General features: G+C 67.3%; 20 protein-coding genes and 1 pseudogene. 10 read left to right on the top strand and 11 right to left on the bottom strand.

Going from position 1 to position 21712, the window contains the following annotated elements; genetic code table 11:
- Nucleotides 1-32 precede the first annotated feature (32 nt).
- Nucleotides 33-1562, bottom strand: coding sequence for a plasmid pRiA4b ORF-3 family protein (locus E3T29_RS09240; protein WP_134345192.1), 1530 nt, complete (start codon nt 1560-1562; stop codon nt 33-35).
- Between E3T29_RS09240 and E3T29_RS20225 the strand changes: the two are divergent.
- Nucleotides 1531-1974: pseudogene (locus tag E3T29_RS20225) on the top strand (GMC family oxidoreductase N-terminal domain-containing protein); the annotation flags it as partial. The gene E3T29_RS09240 and the pseudogene E3T29_RS20225 overlap by 32 nt on opposite strands.
- A gap of 170 nt (nt 1975-2144) precedes the next feature.
- Nucleotides 2145-2495 carry a GMC oxidoreductase gene (locus tag E3T29_RS20220; protein ID WP_241987739.1) on the top strand — a complete coding sequence of 117 codons (351 nt, stop codon included), beginning with the start codon at nt 2145-2147 and terminating at the stop codon, nt 2493-2495.
- A 62-nt stretch (nt 2496-2557) separates the two neighbouring features.
- Here E3T29_RS20220 and E3T29_RS09230 read toward each other — a convergent pair whose 3' ends face one another.
- The 8 genes from E3T29_RS09230 to E3T29_RS09195 all read right to left on the bottom strand — a co-directional run bounded on the left by E3T29_RS09230 (nt 2558) and on the right by E3T29_RS09195 (nt 11483).
- Nucleotides 2558-3904: an MFS transporter gene (locus E3T29_RS09230; protein WP_134345191.1), complete on the bottom strand. Its 1347-nt coding sequence runs from the start codon at nt 3902-3904 to the stop codon at nt 2558-2560.
- Between the two features lie 304 nt (nt 3905-4208).
- Nucleotides 4209-4970 carry an IclR family transcriptional regulator gene (locus tag E3T29_RS09225; protein WP_134345371.1) on the bottom strand — a complete coding sequence of 254 codons (762 nt, stop codon included), beginning with the start codon at nt 4968-4970 and terminating at the stop codon, nt 4209-4211.
- A 26-nt stretch (nt 4971-4996) separates the two neighbouring features.
- Nucleotides 4997-5821 (bottom strand): HpcH/HpaI aldolase/citrate lyase family protein, encoded by an 825-nt coding sequence (locus tag E3T29_RS09220; RefSeq protein ID WP_134345190.1) that lies wholly within the window; start codon nt 5819-5821, stop codon nt 4997-4999.
- Nucleotides 5806-6591, bottom strand: coding sequence for a 2-oxo-hept-4-ene-1,7-dioate hydratase (gene hpaH, locus E3T29_RS09215; RefSeq protein WP_134345189.1), 786 nt, complete (start codon nt 6589-6591; stop codon nt 5806-5808). The genes E3T29_RS09220 and hpaH overlap by 16 nt, the downstream gene beginning before the upstream one ends.
- Nucleotides 6592-6603: 12 nt before the next feature.
- A complete protein-coding gene (gene hpaD, locus E3T29_RS09210; protein WP_134345188.1) occupies nt 6604-7680 on the bottom strand; it encodes a 3,4-dihydroxyphenylacetate 2,3-dioxygenase in 1077 nt (358 codons plus the stop codon).
- Between the two features lie 139 nt (nt 7681-7819).
- Nucleotides 7820-9334 carry a 5-carboxymethyl-2-hydroxymuconate semialdehyde dehydrogenase gene (gene hpaE / locus E3T29_RS09205; protein ID WP_134345187.1) on the bottom strand — a complete coding sequence of 505 codons (1515 nt, stop codon included), beginning with the start codon at nt 9332-9334 and terminating at the stop codon, nt 7820-7822.
- Nucleotides 9335-9336: 2 nt separating this feature from the next.
- Nucleotides 9337-10044, bottom strand: coding sequence for a GntR family transcriptional regulator (locus E3T29_RS09200; RefSeq protein WP_134345186.1), 708 nt, complete (start codon nt 10042-10044; stop codon nt 9337-9339).
- On the bottom strand, nt 10032-11483 hold the full coding sequence (locus E3T29_RS09195) for a fumarylacetoacetate hydrolase family protein (protein WP_134345185.1): 1452 nt from the start codon (nt 11481-11483) through the stop codon (nt 10032-10034). The genes E3T29_RS09200 and E3T29_RS09195 overlap by 13 nt, the downstream gene beginning before the upstream one ends.
- Nucleotides 11484-11762: 279 nt before the next feature.
- Between E3T29_RS09195 and E3T29_RS09190 the strand changes: the two genes are divergently transcribed.
- The 8 genes from E3T29_RS09190 to E3T29_RS09150 all read left to right on the top strand — a co-directional run bounded on the left by E3T29_RS09190 (nt 11763) and on the right by E3T29_RS09150 (nt 19580).
- A complete protein-coding gene (locus tag E3T29_RS09190; RefSeq protein WP_134345184.1) occupies nt 11763-13244 on the top strand; it encodes an NAD-dependent succinate-semialdehyde dehydrogenase in 1482 nt (493 codons plus the stop codon).
- 253 nt (nt 13245-13497) lie between these two features.
- On the top strand, nt 13498-14052 hold the full coding sequence (locus E3T29_RS09185; protein WP_241987737.1) for an RNA polymerase sigma factor: 555 nt from the start codon (nt 13498-13500) through the stop codon (nt 14050-14052).
- The gene (locus tag E3T29_RS09180) at nt 14039-14866 is read left to right on the top strand and encodes an anti-sigma factor (protein WP_134345182.1); all 828 of its coding nucleotides are present in this window, start codon (nt 14039-14041) and stop codon (nt 14864-14866) included. Before E3T29_RS09185 ends, E3T29_RS09180 begins: the two co-directional genes overlap by 14 nt.
- A gap of 102 nt (nt 14867-14968) precedes the next feature.
- Nucleotides 14969-16279 (top strand): DUF4397 domain-containing protein, encoded by a 1311-nt coding sequence (locus tag E3T29_RS20215; RefSeq protein WP_241987736.1) that lies wholly within the window; start codon nt 14969-14971, stop codon nt 16277-16279.
- A gap of 74 nt (nt 16280-16353) precedes the next feature.
- Entirely contained in the window at nt 16354-17160 is an 807-nt protein-coding gene (locus E3T29_RS09165; RefSeq protein ID WP_134345181.1) for an RNA methyltransferase, read from the top strand.
- Between the two features lie 66 nt (nt 17161-17226).
- Entirely contained in the window at nt 17227-18411 is a 1185-nt protein-coding gene (locus tag E3T29_RS09160) for a thiolase family protein (protein WP_134345180.1), read from the top strand.
- 43 nt (nt 18412-18454) lie between these two features.
- Nucleotides 18455-19237: a 3-hydroxyacyl-CoA dehydrogenase gene (locus E3T29_RS09155; protein ID WP_134345179.1), complete on the top strand. Its 783-nt coding sequence runs from the start codon at nt 18455-18457 to the stop codon at nt 19235-19237.
- Between the two features lie 43 nt (nt 19238-19280).
- Nucleotides 19281-19580 carry a hypothetical protein gene (locus E3T29_RS09150; RefSeq protein WP_134345178.1) on the top strand — a complete coding sequence of 100 codons (300 nt, stop codon included), beginning with the start codon at nt 19281-19283 and terminating at the stop codon, nt 19578-19580.
- 9 nt (nt 19581-19589) lie between these two features.
- Here the strand turns inward: E3T29_RS09150 and E3T29_RS09145 are convergent, their stop codons facing one another.
- Nucleotides 19590-20624, bottom strand: coding sequence for an agmatine/peptidylarginine deiminase (locus E3T29_RS09145; RefSeq protein WP_134345177.1), 1035 nt, complete (start codon nt 20622-20624; stop codon nt 19590-19592).
- Entirely contained in the window at nt 20621-21586 is a 966-nt protein-coding gene (locus tag E3T29_RS09140; RefSeq protein WP_134345176.1) for a nitrilase-related carbon-nitrogen hydrolase, read from the bottom strand. The genes E3T29_RS09145 and E3T29_RS09140 overlap by 4 nt, the downstream gene beginning before the upstream one ends.
- Between the last annotated feature and the right edge of the window lie 126 nt (nt 21587-21712).

Genomic DNA, 21712 nt, shown 5'->3' with positions numbered 1-21712 from the left:
GGCCCTCGCTACCGGCGAGGGCCCTGCTGTTGTCAGGCCCAGGTCATGAGCGCAGCGCGCGCCAGCATCCGCGCGCGTGCGGTGTCGAGCCCGCTCGAATCCGACCCCACCGGCGGCAGAAGCTGTCCCAATTCGGCCCAGCCGAGCACTTCCCGAGTGTCGAAGGCATCCTGGAGGGCATACAGATTGCCGTACTGCCCACCTCCCCCGTAACTCCAGCCGATCATTGAACTCAGCTGGTCGATCTGCTCCATCACGTGGTGCAGATTCTCGGTCTCGCCGGCCGCAACGATCAGGAGCAACAGCAGCGCTATTTCCGAGCCCGCTGCGGTGCGCTCTGCCGGCAAGGACGCGGCCAGATACTTCAGCAAGGCCACCGGATCATCTTGCAACTTTCGGCCGCGCGCCGAGAGCCGTAATTCCCCCTTGAACTTGCGGGTCAGCCCCAGCAGAGTCACGGTCTCGCGTAATTGCAGCACCGGGTAGGTCTGCACCTCACGATTAGCCGGGCCACGCCACCGATGCCCCGGGTCCATGGTCGTCATGATCGTACGCACCGCTCGGGGAGGCAAATAGCCGGCCTCGGTGAAGCGGATGCCGTCGCCCACCAGCCCGAGAAACGTGCGGATCACTGCCGTGGCCGCTTCTGCCTCGCCGAGGTCGATCGGCAGCGACACGTCCGCGGCGGCCAAATAGCCCGCGAGAACCTGCTGCGCTCCAGGGCTTTGACCTGCCACAAGAAGGGCGAGCGCCGACGGCCCCTTCGGGCCAACCGGCTGGGCGCGCAACCAGTCCAGGGCGGCTGTCGAACCCGCCAGGCGGTCCAAACCACGATTGATGCTGTCGAGGTCGATCTCGTCGACGAAACCGGTCAGACCAAGAAAACGCACGGTCTCCCACTGCTCCGGGTACCCGTGGCCCGGACCATCGGCAACCAGCGCGAGCACTTCCTCCCAGCCATTCACTCCGCCTACGTCTTCGGCAGGCCCCTGGCGCGCTCCGGCGACGCAGCGAGCCGCAGTCGAGGCATCCGCTTGCGGCTCGACGGACTCCAGGGTGAGCAGGTGCTCCCAGTCGTCGCCGAAATCATAGGTATAGAGGAGGGTGTCGCCAGGAGCAGTCAACAGCTGGTCGACGCGCACCTCGCTCTCGAGAATGCCGATGTCACCTTCGGTCACATCGAACGGAGTGAGGATACCCTCGAACTCGCGGCCGAGCGGGTCGTGGGTGAGCGCGAATCGGTGCAGGTGGCTATTGGTGAAGCCGAAGGCCACCTGCAAGACGTCGTGCAGCACATCGAGGGTGAGGTGGGCCGGAACGACCAGCTTTCGCCAGAGCGGCGACGTCGTGCCGACCAAGTCAACGCGCAGGCGAAATTGCGTTGGCCCGGCGGTCACCGGGTGTAGTGGAAGGGGTTTCGTGCCTCGGTCACCCCAGGAGAGGTCGGTGGGCACGGATTGCACACTGGCGTCGTGGTCGTCGGCAGCAATCCGGTACGCAGCCTGCGCGCGGAACGCGGCCAGATCGGTGATGTTGTCCGGGTCAGAGGGCAGGTTCGGCATCCACCGACGATACCCCGACCTGGCCCGCCACCCCTACTCACTGGGATTACGCGCGCGTTTGCCGGACGGGTGCCGTTGGCGAGAAGCGAAACGCCGCCAGGGCGAGTTGTGGCTGAGCCCGGACGACTGGGGGTACTTCACCACTCCGCAAAAGCAAGCCTTCGAGCGTCGGCTGCACTGGCCCCGAGGTCGGGCGCTCGGGGGATCGCTCTCCCTCAACGCGTCGATCTACGTGCGCGGTGCGGCCCACGATTTCGACCAGTGGGAAGCCCAGGGTAATCCAGGTTGGGATTGGAATGACGTACTGCCGATCTGCCAGCGACTGGAGAACTGCGACGGACCAGCATCGGCTACTCGCGGTGTCGGCGGCCTGCTGGATGTCACGACGGATTATCCCAAACACCCGATTCAGGATGCTGTACTCTGCGGCGGCGACGTTGTGCTGGCCGGAGGCGCCTTGGATTCCCCGCGCATTCTGTTGCATTCGGGCATCGGACCCGCTCGTGACCTCGAGGCCCTCGGCATCCCCGTGGTGTTCGACCTGCCGGGAGTGAGCGAAAACCGGTCGCCGAGGTCGGGGAAGTGGGCCGACAGGCGGCGCTCGCCGAAGAGGGGGGTGCCGAGGAGGTCTACCCCGGTCCCCGGGTGCCGGCCGACGACATTGAGGCGTACGTGCGTCGCACCGCGATCACGTACCACCACCGGGTCGGTACCTGCAAAATGGGCGTGGACCCGATGGCCGTCGTCGCACCAGATCTGCGCGTGCACGGGTTGGCGGGGCTGATGGTTGCCGACGCGTCCATCATGCCGACGGTGACCACGGGGAACGCGAACGCTCCGTCCATGATCATCGGTGAAAAGGTGGCGACCTTTCTGATCGATTCGAGCCGCCGGGTGAAGCGCCACGAGGAGGATGCCGGGGTGCGGGTCTAACCCGAAATACACCGTGCCGCCCGGGATGAAACCCGGGCGGCACGGTCAGGATGAACGGGTGGTTACTCGTGGGTGCTGACGCCCAGCGGAACCCCGCGGGTCTCCTTCACGAGGGTCACCGCGACAAAGGAGATCGCGGCGAGCACCATGAGATAGACGCCGATCGAGACGGACTGGCCGGTCTGATCGAGCAGCAGCTGGGCGATCAGCGGGGCGAAGGCTCCACCGAGAATCGCGCCGAGGGCGTAACCGATCGACACGCCGGAGTAGCGCACCTGGGCCGGGAACATTTCGGCGTAGAGGGCGGCCTGTGGGCCGTAGGAGAGGCCGAGTCCGCTCGCCAGAATGATGAGCGAGAGCGCGAACCAGACGATGTCGCCGGTGTCGATGAGCAGGAACATCGGGATTGCCCAGATGAAGAGAAACGCGTAGCCGATCTGAAAGGTGCGCACTCGGCCGATTTTGTCTGAGAGGATGCCGCCGGCCATGGTTGACGCGAGCCAGAACACGGCCGCAACGGTGCTCGCGATGAGAACCGGGGTGCGCTCCATGCCGAGTCCGCCGGCCTCGGCGGGCTTGGTGGCGTAGGAGCTGAAGAATGCGATGAGCATGTAGCCGGCCGCGTTGTTGGCGATGAAGATGAGTGCGGTGAGGATGACCTGACGAGAGTGGTTCTTGAACAGCTGCTTGAGCGGTGCTGCGGACTCTTTTTTGCGGGTCTGCATTTCCTTGAAGACCGGGCTCTCGGCGACAGCGCGGCGGATGACCCAGCCGACAACGATGAGCAGCACGGAAACCAGGAACGGGATGCGCCAGCCCCAGCTGAGGAACGCTTCCTCGCTCATCGAGGTGGTCACGGCGATCATGACGCCGGTGGCGAGGATGAGGCCGACCGGAACACCGATCTGCGGGTAAGCGCCGAAGAATCCGCGCTTTTGGATCGGTGCGTGCTCGACGCTCATGAGCGCGGCACCACCCCATTCGCCGCCGGCCGAGAAGCCCTGCAGGATACGCAGCACGATGAGGAGGAGGGGCGCCCAGACGCCGATCTGGTCGAAGGTCGGCAGCAGGCCGATGAGGGCGGTGGCCGCGCCCATCATGACGAGAGTGAAGACCAGCATTGCCTTGCGGCCGATCCGGTCGCCGAGGTGGCCGGCGACGATCGCGCCGAGCGGTCGGAACAGAAAACTGATGCCGAGCGTGGCCCAGGAGATCAGCTGCGCGAGGCCAGCATTTTCGCCGGCGAGCGGGGCGAAGAACAGGCCGGCCAGAACGAGGCCCGCGGCCTGGGCGTAGATGAAGAAGTCGTACCACTCGATGGTGGTACCCACCATTGTGCCGGCGAGTACCCGCCGTTCTTCGTTCCGTTTAGCGCTGGTTGCCTGCGTGCGCTCGGTCGTTAAAGCCATGGAATACTCCCTCGTATCTCACTGCGGTGCTGGGTCGGGTGCTGCTGCAAAGTGTGTGGATCGTGCGGAGAAAAACCGGCACTGGGGCAGTATGGCAGGAAAATCAAGGATTACCTACCTTTTGGTCAGTATTGTTATTTTCGCGGGTGCCGGTACACCGGAGTGTGCGCTGTTCGGGGTTGTGCTGAAGCATGCCGGGTGCTGCGCGTTAGTTTGAAGGGAATGTCCTCCCAGAAATCCGCCGTGATACGGGCTCGCACCCCACTCGGCGTGCTGATCGCCGGCGGTAGTCGTTCCAGGGTGGTCAGCGCAGCTCGGCGACGATCGTGCGCGCGGCCTCGGCGAGTACAGCGCCAATGTCGGTGGGGGAGTGCAGACTCGAGATGTAGACGACGGCGAGAGAGGCGGGTGATTCCCCGGGAACGGCCAGTGGCACGGCGATCGACGACAGGCCGGGAATGACCTCGTCGTGGCTGGAGGCATAGCCGAGAGCTGCGACCTCGCCGGCCTCGCTGCGCCGGGTTTCGGCGTGGCCGAGCGCGGACCACTGGGCGGCGTTCAGGCCGGATTGGATGGCGATTCCCGGTGCGCCCATGTGCAGCGGATGCCGCGTGCCTGGCCGTTGCGCGACCGTCGCGTGGGCCTGCCGCGACTCGACGCTGACCAGAGTGACCACTTCGCCCTGGTCGAGCACGGCGACGAACGCGGTCATACCGAGATCATTGGCGATGCGGGTGAGCACCGGCAGCGCCGCCGCCTGCAGGTCGCGGGACACCCCGCGGGCCAGGGCCGCCAGACGCGCACCGAGCCGTACCAGTCCGGCCGAGTCGCGAAGGACGAGGCCATGATCTTCCAGCGTGCGCAGGATGCGATACGCGATCGAACGATGCACGTCGAGGGCGGCGGCAAGAGCGACGATGGTCATCGGCTCGTCGGTTTCGGCGAGAATCTCCAGCACCCGGATGCCGCGCGACAGGGTTTGCGAGTGGGCGGCGGGCGCGCGGGGCGAAGGCGCCGGCGCATTTGCTCTCGTACTGCTGCCGCCGGTCTCGGTGAATTCAGGAATCGACACCCTCTTATTCTCGCAGTCGGTCAATAACTCGGCCGCTGACCGGCCTCATCCGCCGACTCCGTGTCGGGCCGGATGAACGTGGCGGCGAGCTTCTCCGAAGCCCGGGCGAGGATGGCCACGTCGGCACCCACAAGCACGAAACTGGCGCCGGCCGCCAGATAGCGCTCGGCGGTGGCCGGAGCGAAGGCATTCACTCCCACGGGTTTGCCGAGCGCCGTTACGGCGCGAATGCAGCGCAGGGCTGAGGCGACGACGTCGGGATGGTCCTGCTGGCCGAGCAGGCCCATCGAGGCGGCGAGGTCGGACGGGCCGATGAACAGGCCGTCGATGCCGTCGACGGCGGCGATCTCGGAAACGTTGGCCACGGCATCCGTCGTCTCGATCTGCACGAACAGTGCGATCGTCTCATTGGCGCGAACCAGGTAATCGTCGATGCGGTTCCACCGGGAGGCCCTGGCGAGGGCGCTGCCGACGCCGCGAACCCCGTGTGGCGGGTAGCGCACGGCGGCCACCATGTCGCGGGCCTGCTCGGCCGTGTCGATCATGGGAATGAGCAGGTTCTGCGCGCCGAGGTCGAGCAGTTGCTTCACGATGACGCGCTCGCCGGTCGGAGCGCGCACCAACGGCACGATCGGGTAGCCGTGCACGGCCTGCAGCTGGCTGAGGGTCGACTCCAGTCCGTTGGGGCTGTGTTCGGTGTCGATCAGAAGCCAGTCAAGGCCGCTGCCGGCGCAGATTTCGGCCATGAGTGGGCTGCCGGAGCACACCCACATGCCGACCTGCGCACGATCGGAGCCCGCGAGAACGTCGCGGAAGGTCGGCTCTGCGGCTACTCGAATCGGCATGTGATTGCTCCCAGGGGTCCATAGTCGGCGTGCACGGTGTCGCCCTGCTCCACCCACATCGGGCGGGTGAACGAACCGGCCAGGATGATCTCCCCGGCCTCGAGGCTGGTGCCGTGCTGGGCGAGCTTGTTCGCCAGCCAGTAGACGCCGGCGGCGGGGTGGTTCAGCACGGCCGCTGCCACCCCCGACTCTTCGATGGTCTGGTTGCGGTAGAGCAGCGCAGACACCCAGCGCAGGTCCACGTCGCCGACCTTCACCGGCGTGCCGCCCAGCACCATGCCGCCCATCGCCGCGTTGTCGGAGATGGTGTCGACGATGGTGCGACCGGGCATCTCGATGCGCGAGCTGAGAATCTCGAGCGCCGGAACCACGTAGTCCGTCGCGTCCAGCACATCGAACAGGGTGCAGTTCGGCCCGGACAACGGCTTGCCGAGCACGAACGCGAGCTCGACCTCGATGCGTACGTTCGAGAAACTGTCGAAGCGGATGCTCGCCCCATTCTCGTAGACCTCGTCCGCGAAGATCACACCGTAGTCGGGCTCGGTGATGCCGGTCGCAACCTGCATGACCTTGGAGGTCAGACCGATCTTGCGGCCGACCAGCCTTCGGCCGGCCGCGATGCCGCGTTCCTTCCACAGGCTCTGCACGGCGTAGGCGTCTTCGACGGTCATGCCGGGGTAGCGGGTGGTCAGCAACGGAACCGTTGACCGGGTTCGGCCGGCCGCGATGAGTTCGTCGGCGATCTCTTCAATGACTGACTGGTCAAGCATGCGCGCTGCTCTCTAGAGGGTCGTGCCGAGTTTGAAGCCGGCGAGCTCGTCGTCTTTACGGGTGTACGAGAAGCCGTCGGCGCCGACGGTGACGGCCATTTCGCTGGATTCGGTACGCTCGATGACCGGTTGCGGATTGCCGTCGAGGTCGAGCACGAGCGAGGCATCCGTGTACCAGCTCGGCACGACGGGGTTGCCCCACCAGTCGCGGCGCTGGTTGTCGTGCACGTCCCAGGTGACGACGGGGTTGTCGGGGTCGCCGGTGTAGTAGTCCTGCGTGTAGATCTCGACGCGGTGGCCATCGGGGTCGCGCAGGTACAGGTAGAACGCGTTTGAGACGCCGTGGCGGCCCGGTCCCCGCTCGATCAGGTCGCTCTTGCGGAGAGCCCCGAGCTTGTCGCAGATGTAGATGATGTTGTGCTTCTCGTGGGTCGAGAACGCAATGTGGTGCATGCGCGGCCCGTTTCCACCGGTGAGCGCAGTATCGTGCACGGTGTCCTTGCGGCGCATCCAGGCGGCGTAGGTGACGCCGTCGGAGTCCTGGATATCTTCGGTGACGCGAAAGCCCAGGTCTTCGAGGTATTTGCGGCCGCGGCCGACGTCGGGGGTGACCTGGTTGAAGTGGTCGAGGCGCACCAGCGCGCCCGGGCCCTGCAGGTCGTAGCGCCAGGCGAGGCGTTCAACGTGGGTGGTGGCGAAGAAGAATTCGTAGGGGAAGCCGAGCGGGTCTTCGACGCGCACGCTGTCGCCGATTCCCTTGACAAAGCCCTCGGTGCGGCGTTCGGTACGGCAGCCGAGCTCCTTATAGTAGGCCTCGGCGAGGTCGACGTCTTCGGGGCTGCGCACCCGGAACGCCATCGCGGCGACGGCGGCAATGGGCCCCTGGCGCAGCACGAGATTGTGGTGGATGAATTCTTCGAAGCTGCGCAGGTAGATCTCGGTGTCGCTCTCCTCGGTGACGACGAGGCCGAGAACGTCGACGTAGAACTCGCGGGAGCGGGCCAGGTCGGTCACGACGATGTCCATGTAGGCGCAGCGCAGGATGTCGGGCGGGGTTGCGGTGGGGGTGGGGATCGGGCTGAGTGTCATGGGGTTCTCCTCGTTGAGGTTTCTACAGTGGATGCGTGGGACTGGCTATCAAGACCGCCAGCGCTGGTCCTGCGGCCGGGCCCACCTTATGAACGCGGGCCCAGTTTATAAACGGGCCCCGTCCCTGGGTGGGGCGGGACTAGTTGCCGCCGAAGCGGGGCGTGTGCACGGGGGCGAGTGTGATGTGCACGGCCTGTGAGTCGGTGTAGAAGTCGATCGACCGGTAGCCGCCCTCGTGCCCGAGGCCGGAGGCTTTGACGCCGCCGAACGGGGTGCGCAGGTCGCGTACGTTGTGCGAGTTCAGCCACACCATTCCGGCATCGACCGCCTGGGCGAAGTTGTGGGCGCGAACGAGGTTAGTGGTCCAGATGTACGCAGCCAGCCCGTACTTCACGCCATTGGCCAGGGCGAGCGCTTCGGCATCCGTTTCGAAGGGGGTGATGGCCACGACCGGGCCGAAAATCTCCTCCTGAAAGATGCGGGCGGTCGGCGCGACATCCGCGAAGACCGTGGGGGAGACGTAGTTGCCATCGGCCAGCCCTTCGGGGCGGCCGCCGCCGGCCAGCAGCCGACCCTCGGTCTTGCCGATTTCGACATAGCTCATGACCTTCGCGTAGTGCTCGGGGTGCACGAGCGCGCCGACCTCGGTCTTCGGGTCGTGCGGGTCGCCGACCACGATTGCCTGGGCGCGGGCCGCATAGCGGGCGCAGAAGTCGTCGTAGATGGAGCGCTCAACCAGGATGCGGCTCGACGCGGTGCAGCGCTCGCCGTTGAGTGAGAACACGCCGAACAGGGTGGAGTCGATCGCGGCGTCGAGGTCGGCGTCGGCAAAGACGACGGCGGGCGACTTGCCGCCGAGCTCCATCGACATGCCCTTGAGGTTCGCGGCGCAGTTGCGGTAGATGGTCTGGCCGGTCGTGGTCTCGCCGGTGAAGGAGATGAGGGGCACATCCGGATGCTTGACCAGCGCATCGCCGGCCTCCTCACCGATGCCGTTGACCAGGTTGAAGACGCCGTCGGGCACCCCGGCCGTGCGGAAGATCTCGGCCCAGAGGCTCGCCGACAGCGGCGTGAATTCGGCCGGTTTCAGCACGACGGTGCAGCCGGAGGCGAGCGCGGGTGCGAGCTTCCAGCTTTCGAGCATGAACGGGGTGTTCCACGGGGTGATCAGCCCGGCCACGCCGACCGGCTTGCGGTTGACGTAGTTGATCTGGCGGCCTGGCACCTTGTAGGTGTCGTCGGCCTGCGCCACGATCAGGTCGGCGAAGAAGCGAAAGTTCTCGGCCGCGCGCTGCGCCTGGCCGAGTGCCTGGGTGATCGGCAGGCCGGTGTCGAAGGTTTCGAGTTCGGCGAGCCGGGCGTCCTGCGCCTCGACGGCGTCGGCGATCGCGTGCAGCACCCGGGCGCGGGCGCGGGGCAGCATGCGCGGCCAGGGTCCGTTATCGAAGGCGTCCTTGGCGGCGGCGACGGCCAGATCGATGTCGGCCTGCTGGCCGGCGGCCGCGGTGGCGTAGGTCTGGTTCGACACCGGATCGAGCACGTCGAAGGTTTCGCCGCCGACACTGTCGACAAATTTTCCACCGATGAAATGACGGATGCTGGTGGGCAGGTCGGCGGGGACGTAGTGCGTGGTCTGGACAGACGTCTGCGTCATCGTCAGGCTCTCTTTCTCGGGGACGGTTCGGGGGCTGAGTGGGGGTGATGCGATTTCTGGTAATCGAGGAAGGCATCCAGTGTGCCGGTGCGGTGTGCGCGCGCGGCCAGCTCGAGCGTGAGCGCGTCGGAGCCCGACTCGATCAGCTGCAGCAGGTTTTCGTGCTCCGCAACGGAGTCGCGGGCGCGGCCGGGCACAAAGCTGAAGGTCGAGTCGCGCAGCACTTTCATGCGGTTCCATCCGCGGTGCACGAGGTCGAGGATGTGCGGGTTCGGGCAGTTCTCGAACAGGATCGAGTGAAAGTCGAGGTTCAGTTCGGTGAACCGGTGTGGGTTCAAGTCTTCGAGGGAGGCGGCCATTGCCTGGTTGACCGAGCGGGCGCGTTCGATGTCGGCGGCGGTGATGAACGGTGCCGACAGCGCGGTCGCGACCCCCTCGACGACACTCAGGGTCTGCATCGTGTAGAGATATTCGGTCTCCTCGAGCATGGCGACCTGCGCGCCGACGTTGCGCTCGAAGGTGACCAGCCCCTCCGCTTCGAGGCGACGAATCGCCTCCCGCACCGGGACGACGCTGACACCGAGCTCCTTGCCGATTGCGCCCAGCACCAGGCGGTAGCCCGGCGTGAAGGTTCCATCGGAGATGCGCGCCTTCACCCACTGATAAGCGAGTTGCGACTTGCTGACCGACGGCGCTGTTACTGCAGCCATTGCTGGTACCGTCCCTTCCACTTCGCGTTCATCGGGTACAGCCCGTCGACGCCCTCGCCGGCGGCGACCATCTCGGCGATGAAGGTTTCCTCGCGCTCCTGCTCGATGGCGTCGGCGACGACCTCCTCGATCAGGTGCGGCGGAATCACGAGGATGCCGTCGGCGTCGCCGACGATCACATCGCCCGGCTGCACGGCCGCGCCGCCGCAGGCGATGGTGAGGTCGGTGTCCCACGGCACATGCTTGCGGCCGAGAACGGCAGGATGCGCGTTGGCGAAGTAGGTGGGAATTTTAAGGGCGGTGACGGCGGCGACGTCGCGCACCCCGCCATCCGTCACCAAGCCGGCCGCGCCGTTCACCTGGGCGCGGAGGGCGAGGATGTCGCCGACGGTGCCGGTGCCGGTCTCGCCGCGGGCCTCGATCACGAGCACATCGTCGGGGCGGAGGGAGTCGAAGGCGCGCTTTTGGGCGTTGTAGCCGCCGCCATGAGAGATGAAGAGGTCTTCCCGGTTGGGAATGAACCGCAGGGTGCGAGCGAGACCGACCAAACGTTCGCTCGGACGAGTGGACTGCAGCCCGTCGATTGAGACGTTATTCAGACCGCGTTTGCGCAGCTGGGAGCTGAGCGTGGCGGTGCCGACCGAGTTGATTTTCGCCTTGAGCTCATCGGTCAGAAGTGTCTTCGTGGGCAGCCCGGCGGCCTCCGCTGATCCCCACGCCTCGGCCCGTTGCAGATCGTCGATCTTCGGGCCGGCGCCGTATTCGGCCATCGCGACAATGCCGGCGACGACGGGCGTGACCAGTCGACCGGTGCTCGGCGCGCCGGGCGCGGTGGGGGCATCCACTTCGACCTCGACCACGTCGCCGGGCTGCACGACGGAGGAACCGGCGGGGGTTCCGGTGAGAATCACGTCGCCCGGTTCGAGTGTCATCAGCTGGGAGAGGTCGGCGACCAGACGGCCGAACCCAAAGGCCAGTTGCGCCGTGGTGTCGTCCTGCACCAACGCGCCATTGACCCAGGTGCGCACCCGGAGGGCATCCGGTTGAATGTCCGTGGCGTTGATCACGTTCGGGCCGAGCGGGGTGAAGCCGTCGCCGCCCTTGGACTTCAGATTCGAGCCCTTGTCGGCGTAGCGCAGGTCGTAGACACCGAAATCGTTGGCGGCGGTGACGCCGGAGACGGCCGCCCAGCCTTGCTCTGGAGTTACCCGACGGATGCTGCGGCCGATGACCAGGGCGATCTCGCCCTCGAAGGCCAGCAGTTCGGTGCCGGCCGGGCGTTCGATCGGGATGCCGGAGGCGCTCACCGAGCTGCCGGGCTTCAGAAAGTACGACGGCTGCTCCGGCGTGCGACCGCGCTGGGCAATGCGGGAGGGATAGTTGAGGTGCAGGGCGATCACCGTGCCGGGGGTGCCGGTGAATGGTGCGGGGTTCTGCATGTGATGTCCTCTCGCGGCGCTGCGTGTGTATTTGAAATCATATACGATCACTCGAAAGATGCAACCCCTTCTTCAGCGTGAGGGTGCGCCGTTACGCCCCAACCGTGCGCCGGTCGACAAGCCGGCCATAAGGGTCGCGCGTAGCGTGGCCGCGCACCACGCCAGCATGATCGTTCCCGTGATGTTCAGCTGAACCACAAGCGCTCAGCGCCCCTGTTGGTGGGCGCAGCTAGGCTATTACCGTCAGATAGACGGGCAGACAAAGTATTGGGAGATGCAATGACGGTTGTTACCGAAGCGCCAACGAACGAATCCGAGCTGCTCGCTCGCGTCCCGAACCAGCTCTACATCAACGGCAAGTGGGTCGCCGCCACCGGCGGCCGCACCCTCAATGTCACTGACCCGGCCACCGGCCGCGTCATCAAGACCATCGCCGACGCGAGTGTGGCCGACGGCACTGCAGCCCTCGACGCCGCCGACGCCGCCCAGGCCGACTGGGCTGCGACGCCGGCCCGGGTGCGGGGTGAAATTCTGCGCCGCGCCTTCGACCTGCTGCAGGAACGCAAGCAGGAGTTCGCGCTGCTCATGACCATCGAAATGGGCAAGCCGCTGCCCGAGGCGCTCGGCGAGGTCGCCTACGGCGGCGAATTCCTGCGCTGGTTCAGCGAAGAAGCGGTGCGCATCAGCGGCCGCTACGGCACCAACCCCGAGGGCACCGGTCGTATGATCGTCACCCAGCATCCGGTGGGCCCGTGCTTTCTGATCACCCCGTGGAACTTTCCGCTCGCCATGGCGACGCGCAAAATTGCCCCGGCGCTCGCCGCCGGCTGTACCGTCGTCGTCAAGCCGGCCGCGCTCACCCCGCTAACCACCCTGCACTTCGTGGCCCTGCTCGAAGAGGCTGGCCTGCCCGCGGGCGTCGTCAACGTCATCACGACGTCGCAGTCCGGCGCGGTGTCCGAACCGATCATCGCCGACCCGCGCCTTCGCAAGCTCAGCTTCACCGGGTCGACCGTGGTCGGCAAGTCGCTGATCAAGCTCTCCGCCGAGAACGTGCTGCGCACCTCGATGGAGCTCGGCGGCAATGCACCGTTCGTCGTCTTCGCCGACGCCGACCTCGACAAGGCCGTCGATGGCGCGCTCATCGCCAAGTTCCGCAACATCGGCCAGGCCTGCACAGCGGCCAACCGCTTCATCGTGCACGAGTCCGTCGCCGCCGAATTCGCCCGCCGCATCACCGAACGCGTTGAAGCGTTCCAGATCGGCCGTGGCACAGAGGCCGGCATCACCATCGGCCCGCTGATCGATGGCAAGGCCGTCGCCAAGGCCGATTCCCTGGTGCAAGACGCCCTCACCCGTGGCGCGACCCTGCTTACCGGCGGCGCCGCCATCGAGCGCGAGGGAACCTTCTATGCGCCCACGGTACTGACCGACGTCAAGGCCGGCAGCGATATTCTGCGCGACGAAATCTTCGGCCCTGTGCTGGCAATCAGCACGTTCACCGACGAAGCGGATGCCGTGCGCCTCGCCAACGACACCGAGTTCGGCTTGATCAGCTATGTGTTCACGACCGATCTCGCGCGCGGCCAGCGCATGATCGAGAAGCTACAGACCGGCATGATGGGCCTGAACACCGGCGTCGTCTCCAACGCCGCCGCACCGTTCGGCGGCGTCAAGCAGTCCGGCCTCGGCCGCGAGGGCGGGCTCGAGGGAATCCAGGAGTATCTCTCGACGAAGTACACGCTCACGCCGACGCCGTAGAGCCGTGAGCTGCGGCAGGGTGCATCCGTTTCGCCCTCGAGGAGAGAAATAAAGGAGTAAGTGGTTTCCCGCCCCGGGAAGGGCCACAGCAAGCGACGTCGGGTTTGCTGCTGTGGCCCCTTTGCTCGAGCGGGTACCGCAACCGAGTCGAAGGAAACTCACTATGCTGGTGCGCGCGGAGGTTGACACCCGGAGTGTCCGGCCGAAGCGCCCCTGCCCGGTTCGTGTTTCGGCCCGAAGGACCCACACTCACGTGAGCGCACCCACCGACGATGACGCGGCTCTGGCCCGCGCCTTTCAGGACGGTGATGAGCGTGCCCTCGCTGCGGCTTACGCGCGCTGTTCGGCCCTGGTCTTCACGATCGCCGTGCGCTCCCTCGCCAATGCGGCTGACGCCGAGGACGTCACCCAGAAGGTGTTCATTGCCGCCTGGCGGGGGCGATCCGGGTTCGACCCGGCCCGTTCCCGCCTGCCGGCCTGGTTGATCGGAATCACGAGGCATGTGGTCGCCGACACCCACGAGGCCCGTAGCCGACAGCGACGGCTAGAAGAGTCCATCGCGGCGACCATCCCCGCCCATCGGGTCGACGACAGCGTGAGCGTGGTCAACCGGGTGCTGGTCGGCGACGAAATCGACCGGCTCGAACCGGTGCCACGGCAGGTGATGCGCCTGGCCTTTTTCGACGATCTCACCCAGGTGCAGATCGCCGACAGTCTCGGGCTGCCGCTCGGCACGGTCAAGAGCCACATGCGGCGCAGCCTGACCCGCCTCCGCACCCGGCTGGAGGTGTCCGATGACTCCTATTGATTGCGCCCACATCGCCGCGGACGACTTGCACCTGCTCGCTCTGGCCGAACAGGGCGCGAGCGCCGGCGAGCGTGCCCACCTCGCTGCCTGCGCCGAGTGCGCGGAGGAGTACCTCTCCCTGCGGCAGGTCGTGCAACTCGGTCGTGCCGCCGGGTCCGATCCGCTGCTCACGCCGCCGGCGGGTGTCTGGGCGGGCATCCATGCCGAGCTGGGGCTGAGCGATGCTGTGCGCAGACCGCCGTCGTTCGCGAACACCCCTGAGTTGATGGATGCTGCGCCCCCGCCCCGCGCATCCGCTTCGCCGGTCGTCGCGTCCCTGCCGGTCGAATCGACGCCCGAATCGTTGAGCGCGCCAGCACCGGTTCGGCTGCTGCCCCGCCGCCGCTGGGTGCCGTTCGCGGCGGCCGCCGGCGTGATCGGCCTGGTCGGCGGCATCGCCATCGGTGTCGCGAGTACCACCGGCCCGCCGCCCGAGCAGGTCGTGGCCGAAGCATCCCTGGACGCCCTGCCCGGCTGGACCGCGAGCGGCTCGGCCCGGGTCGAGCAGGCCGCCGACGGCCGCCGCTCGGTTGTGGTTGACCTCGACGCGGCAGCCATCCCGGGCTCGGGCCTGCGCGAGGTCTGGCTGCTCAAAGCGGATGCCTCCGGCCTGGTCAGCATCGGTTTCCTCGACGGTTCCACCGGCCGCTTCACCATCCCGGCGAGCGTCGACCTCACCCAGTACCCGCTGGTCGACGTGTCGGCCGAACCCGCCGACGGCGACCCGGCCCACTCCGGCGACTCGATCGTGCGCGGAGCGCTGCACAGACTCTGATTGCGAAATACTTGCTGCCGGTGCATCCGAAACGCGCCCGGCCGGAGAAGTTGTTACCAGGAAGGCACAGCCGCCTTCCGTAACGACCCACTGGAGGTAGCAATGCGCAAGTCCCTCGCCGTCGGAATCTCCGCCGGCCTTCTCGTCGCCCTCGCCGGGCTCGCGCCGGCGCAGGCGGCCGTGCCGGCAGCATCCGCTTCGTCGGGTACGGCATCCGTTTCGGTGCTGCACGCCATTCCCGGGCTCTCCCTCGACATCTCGGTCGACGGCCGCGTCGTCGTCGACGACTTCATGCCGGGAACCCTGCTCGGCCCGCTGAAGATCGCGGCCGGCACCCACACCGTCGACATCTCCGCGTCGAACCCGCTCGAGTTGGGCGTGGGCGCGAACGGCGTTCCGCTGCCCGCGATTGCGATCAGTGGTTCAACCACCGTGACGGTCACGGCCAATCGAAGCTTCACGGCCGTGGCCCACCTGAGTGACGCCGGACTCCCCACCGCCACCCTGTTCAACGACGACACCATGCCGTTGGCGCCCGGGCAGGGTCGCCTCACAGTGCGGCACGTTGCGGCCGCACCCGCCGTCGACGTGCTCGCGAACGGCGCGGTCGCCGTCGCCGGCCTGACCAACCCGTCGCAGGCCGTGCTCGACCTGCCGGTCGGCTCAATCAGCGCCGTCGTTGCCGCCGCCGGAACCACCGCGCCGCTGCTCGGCCCGGCCGACGTCACGATCGCCCCGCGCACCAACACCATCGTCTATGCCTGGGGGAGTCTCGCCGACAGCAACCTCGCATTGTTCGTGCAGACGGTGCGCACGCGGGCCGCAGCGCCGGCATCCGTTTCGGTGCTGCACGCCATTCCGGGCGTCATGGTCGACGTCTACGTCGACAACACCAAGGTCATCAACGACTTCGAACCCGGCACCCTCACCAAGACGTTGCGCATTCCGGCCGGCAGCTACACCCTCGCCATCACCGCAGCGGATGCCGTCGACGCGAGCGCTCCGGTGATCGGCCCGGTCGACTTCGTGGTTGCGTCCGGTATGAACTACACGGCTGTCGCCCACCTGAGTGAGGCCGGAGTTCCGACCGCTACCCTGTTCACCAACGACACCTCGGCGCCCGGCGCCGGCCAGGGTCGGCTCACGGTTCGCCACGTCGCGGCCGCACCCGCCGTGGACGTGCTGGCCAACGGCGCCCCGGCCATCACCGGCCTGACCAATCCGAACGAGTCAGTGCTCGTGCTGCCGGTCGGCACCATCTCGGCTGCGGTTGCCGCTGCCGGAACGACCGCAGCGCTCATCGGCCCGGCCGATGTGGTCATCGCCAAGAGAACCAACACGATCGTCTACGCCTGGGGCAGTCTCGCCGACGGTACCCTCGCGCTCGCCGTGCAGACGGTGGCCACGAAGTAATCCGAGCCACACGTGCAGCAGAACTCCCGCAGGCTTCGGCCTGCGGGAGTTCTGCCTTTCACTAGACTTTGCGGATGCCCCTGATCGCGATCGACGAGCTGAGCGACCCGCGACTGGTCGACTTCGCCCACCTCACCGATGTCGCGCTCAAGAAGGCCCGCGGTACCGAGCACGGCCTCTACATCGCCGAATCGGCCCTTGTGCTTGAGCGCGCGCTGCGCGCAGGTCACATTCCGCGGTCGGTGCTGGCGCTCGGCAATACGGCTGATGAAGCACTCGCGGTGCTCGGCGACTACGCGGCCGAGGTTCCGGTGTTCGTCGGCCCAGGAGAAATGCTCGCCGACCTCACCGGGTACATTCTGCATCGCGGCCTGATCGCGTCGATGAACCGGCCCGCGCTGCCCAGCGCCGACACCCTGCTAGCCGGTGCGCGCCGCATCGTGATCCTCGAAAACGTCTCGGACCCGACCAACGTCGGCGCCATCTTCCGCTCGGCCGGTGCCATTGGAGCGGACGCAATTCTGGTCACACCGCGCTGCTCCGACCCGTTCTACCGCCGCGCCATTCGCGTGTCGATGGGCACGGTGCTGCAGGTGCCGTGGACCCGCGTCGGGGACTGGACCGACACCCGCGCCTTGCTCACCCGGCATGGTTTTCACCTGGCCGCCCTCGCGCTGACGCCTGATGCGGTCAGCCTGCGCGACTTCGACGGCACCAGCCACGAGCGCCTGGCCCTGCTGCTCGGCGCCGAGGGGGAGGGGCTCACGCCCGAGGCGCTCGCCGCGTCGGACAGCGTCGTGCAGATTCCGATGAAGCACGGCATCGACTCGCTCAACGTCGCCGCAGCGAGCGCCGTCGCGATGTGGGCGCTGTCCGGGTAACGCTCGGCGGGCATCCGCTCACCGGCCGGTGGGCACGCGCCCGCCGAGCGGGCCTAGGCTGGGGTCATGAGCAATGAGGCTGTCATCATCGACGTTCTGCGCACCCCCTCGGGCCGGGGTAAGCCCGGGGGAACCCTCGACGGCATCCATCCGGCCGACCTCCTGGCCACCGTGCTGCACGAACTGGTCAACCGTAACAACCTCGACCCGGCACTGATCGACGACGTCATCGGCGGCTGCGTCAGCCAGGCCGGAGAACAGGGGAACAACGTTACCCGCACCGCCCTGCTCAGCGCCGGATTTCCGCACACCGTACCCGGCACCACTATCGACCGCCAGTGCGGGTCCAGCCAGCAGGCCGCCACCTTTGCCGCCCAGGCCGTGATGAGCGGCAACGCCGACGTCGTCATCGCCTGCGGCGTTGAATCGATGAGCCGGGTGCCGCTCGGTTCCACGGCCGGCGGACAGGACCCGTTCGGCACCCTCATGCACGAGCGTTACCCCGACGGCCTGGTCAACCAGGGAGTGTCCGCAGAGCTCATCAACCAGAAATGGAATCTCGGCCGCGACGCCCTCGACAACTACGCGGCCCGCTCGCACCGGCTCGCCGCAGCGGCCGCCGAACGAGGCGACTTCAGTGGCGAAATCGTGGCCGTCACCCGGCCAGACGGCAGCGTCTTCAGCGAGGACGAAACCATCCGCCCCGGCACCTCGCACGCCGGGCTCGCCGGCCTGCGCCCCGCCTATCGCACCGACGCGCTCGCCGCCCGGTTTCCGAAGCTTGGCTGGCATGTCACGGCCGGCAACTCGTCCCCGCTCACCGACGGCGCCTCGGCGACCCTGATTATGAGCGCCAAGCGGGCCGCGCAGCTCGGCCTGAACCCCCGCGCCCGCTTCCATAGCTTCACCGTTGTGGGAAGCGATCCGATGCTCATGCTGACCGGCGTGATTCCGGCGACCCAGCGCATCCTCGCGCGGGCTGGCCTCGGCATCGACGACATCGACGCCTACGAGATCAACGAGGCGTTCGCGAGCGTGCCGCTGGCCTGGCTGCGCGAGACCGGTGCTGATCCCGACTGCCTCAACCCGCGCGGCGGTGCCATCGCCCTCGGCCACGCGCTCGGTTCCTCGGGCACCCGACTGCTTGGCACCCTGCTCAACCACCTCGAAATGACCGGCGGTCGTTGGGGCCTGCAGGCCATGTGCGAGGGCGGCGGCATGGCCAATGCCACCCTGATTGAGCGGCTCTAATGCGCGATTTCGCGATTGTCACACCTTTGATGGAAAGGCTCTAATGCAGATTGACGGATGCTCCGCCCTCATTACCGGAGGTGCCTCCGGCCTCGGCTTGGCCTGCGTTCGCACGCTGCACGAGGCCGGGGCCGTCGTGGTGCTGCTCGATCTGCCAGGCGCGCCCGGCGAACAAATCGCGGCCTCCCTGGGCGACCGCGCCCGGTTCGTAGCCGGCGACGTCACGAGCGCGGGCGACGTGCAGAGTGCCGTCGACGCCGCAGTGGCGCAGGGGCCGCTGCGCATCGTGATCAACTGTGCCGGTATCGCGCCCGGCGCTCGCACGGTCGGCCGCGACGGCCCACTGCCGCTCGAGGACTTTGAGCGGGCCATCCGTATCAACCTCGTCGGTACCTTCAACGTCGTGCGCTTGGCCGCCGCCGCGATGCAGCGCACCGAACCCGTGGGCGTCCCTGACCGTCAGGGCGGCGCCGAACGCGGCGTCATCGTGAACACGGCCTCGGTCGCCGCATTCGACGGTCAGATCGGGCAGGCGGCCTATGCCGCGTCCAAGGGCGGCGTCGCAGCGATGACCCTGCCGCTGGCTCGCGAATTCGCGCAGAGCCTGATTCGGGTGATGTCGATTGCACCCGGCATCTTCGACACGCCCATGCTGCAGGGACTGCCGCAGCCGGTGCGTGACTCCCTCGGCGCCCAGGTGCCGCATCCGTCCCGGCTCGGCGACCCAAAGGAGTTCGCATTCCTGGTGCGGCATATCATCGAGAATCCCATGCTCAATGGAGAAACTATCCGTCTTGACGGTGCGATTCGGATGCAGCCGAAGTAGGACTGTAGGGTCGAAGTAACGACTCAGCAGGGAGCACCACCGCATGGCAGTGATATTCGGCACGATCCTCGTTCTGGCCGGCTTCGTCTGCGGCACCTACGGTGTTATCGTCCTGGTGCGGGCAAACCCGACGACCCCGCTGCCCATGTTCACCAGTCCGCCGAGCCGGCCACGGGCATCCGTTTTGTTGAATGTCGGAGCCGTCGCGCTGGTGATTTGGGGAGCCAACCTCATGACGCCGGACATCGGCGCCTGGGCTTTCCTGCTGCTCATCCTGGCCGTGCTGGGGCCGTTCATCGTGATTCGCGCCTGGCACAATGGGCGGGTCGCCGCAGGCCGCTGACCCCGCCGGTCAGGCCGGCACCGGCGCGGTCGGCTGCTGCTGCGTGATGCAGTGGATGCCGCCGCCGCGCGCGAACAACGGCCGCGCGTCGACCGACACGACCCGTCGCCCCGGGTAAGCGGCGGCGAGCAGGTCGCGGGCTATGGCATCGGCCCGTTCCTCACCGAAGCTGCAGGCAATGACGCCGCCGTTGACCACGAGGTGGTTGACGTAGTTGTAGTCGACGAAGCCCTCGTCGTCGCGCAGCACGGCGGGCGCCGGCAGATCGATAATGGTGAACGAGCGCCCGGCCGCATCGTGTTCGGCGGCCAGGAGGGCCCGGAAATCGCGGGTCAGCGGGTAGTCGGGATGCCCTGGATCGTTCTGCGCGTGCAGCAAAATCGTGCCCGGCGACGAGATCGTGGCGACCATATCGATGTGCCCGCGGGTGCCGAACCGGGCTTGGTCGCGGGTGAGACCGCGCGGCAGCCAGACGACGTGCTCGGAACCGATCGTGCGCTGCAATTCCACCTCCACCGACGCCCGTGTGGCGCCGGGATTGCGCCCGGGGTCCAACTGCACGCTCTCCGTCGCCAGCACTGTGCCCGCGCCATCGACGTGGATGCCGCCGCCCTCGTTCACGAGCGACGACGTTACGAGGGCTGCGCCGGCGGCATCCGCTACAAACCGCCCGACCGACTCGTCTTTGTCCCAGCTGGCCCAGTCCTGGCCGCCCCAGCCGTTGAAGGTCCAGTCGACGGCGCCGAGCCGGCCATCCGCGTCGTGCACGAAGCTCGGACCGATGTCGCGCATCCAACTGTCGTTCAGCTCGGCTTCCACGACCTCGATCTCGCTACTCAGATAGCGGACAGCGTCGGCGCGGGCGGCCGGGTCGACGACCATGGTCACCGGCTCGAAGTCGGCGATCGCATGGGCGACGGCGGTCCAGGTGCGGCGTGCCTCGTGCGCGTCGGCTGCGGTGTCCCCGAGAGTGTAGCCGCCAGCCGGAAAAGCCATCCAGACCCGGTCCTGCGGCGCGGTTTCGGCCGGCATGCGCCAGGTCATGCGCGCGCCGATCCAAACGGATGCGCCGGGTCGACCGCCGCCGTCAGCGCCGCGTAGCTGTCTGGCCGGCGGGTGGACAGGAATGGGAACAGGGTGAGCCACTCCTCGCGCTGCGTCAGATCGAGGTCGGCCACGAGCGCCACGGATTCGCCGCGCGGCGCCTGCACCAGCACGCGTCCGAACGGATCGGAGATGAACGAGGAACCGTAGAAGGTGAGGTCGCCCTCGTCGCCGTGCCGGTTGGGCACGACCATGAACAGTCCGCTGGTGATGCCGTTGGCCACGATGACCTGCTGCCAGATCGGCTGGGTGTCGAACTTCGGAAAAAGCGGCTCAGAGCCGATCGCGGTGGGGTAGGCGAGAATCTCGGCACCGCCGAGCCCGTACAGTCGGGAGACCTCGGGAAACCACTCGTCCCAGCAGGTCGGCAGGCCGAGGCGGGAACCCGCCACCTCGTAGACCGGGTAGGCGTCCTCGGCGGGACCCGGCCGAAAGTAGGTGTCCTCGTAGTAGCCCGCGGTGACCGGAATGTGCGTTTTGCGGGTGCGGCCGAGCAGCTCGCCGGCCGGCGATACGAGAATGGCCGTGTTGTAGCCGCGCGGGTCGGTCGGTTCGTCGGTGTCAGCTGGCCGTTCGAACAGGGACGCGTGCACGATGACATTGTGCAGCCGCGCCTGGGCCGCGGCGAATTCGTAGGTGGGGCCGGTCAGGAGCGGCTCGGCATCCGCTTTGGGAATTCCTGTAGCCTGCACGTTGCCGGGGTATTTGCTGAGGGTCAGTTCGGGCAGAAAGACGATGCGCGCGCCGGCTTCAGCCGCCAAACGGATGCCGTCGGCCAGCTCAGTCTCGAGCGTCGCCGCCTCGGCGTGCCAGCGATGCTGCACGAGGCCGACGCGCAGGGGGAGGCGGTCGGGCTCGCTGGCCCGGGTGGGCGACGCGGGGCTGGACGGGGCCTCGATCATGGCGAGTAGCGCTTGATGGTAGCGCCAGTCCAGGTAGTTGGTAACAAAGTTCTGACGAGGTGGTAGCGGCCCGGGAGTGGTGCCCGGGCCGCCTTGGGGTTATTCCCAGTAGCCTTTCTGGGCGCG

Source organism: Cryobacterium sp. TMT1-66-1 (assembly GCF_004403435.1).
In the GTDB taxonomy this organism is placed as follows: domain Bacteria; phylum Actinomycetota; class Actinomycetes; order Actinomycetales; family Microbacteriaceae; genus Cryobacterium; species Cryobacterium flavum.
Note: the sequence above shows the minus strand (reverse complement) of the source record. Positions and strands in the feature narration are given on the sequence as shown.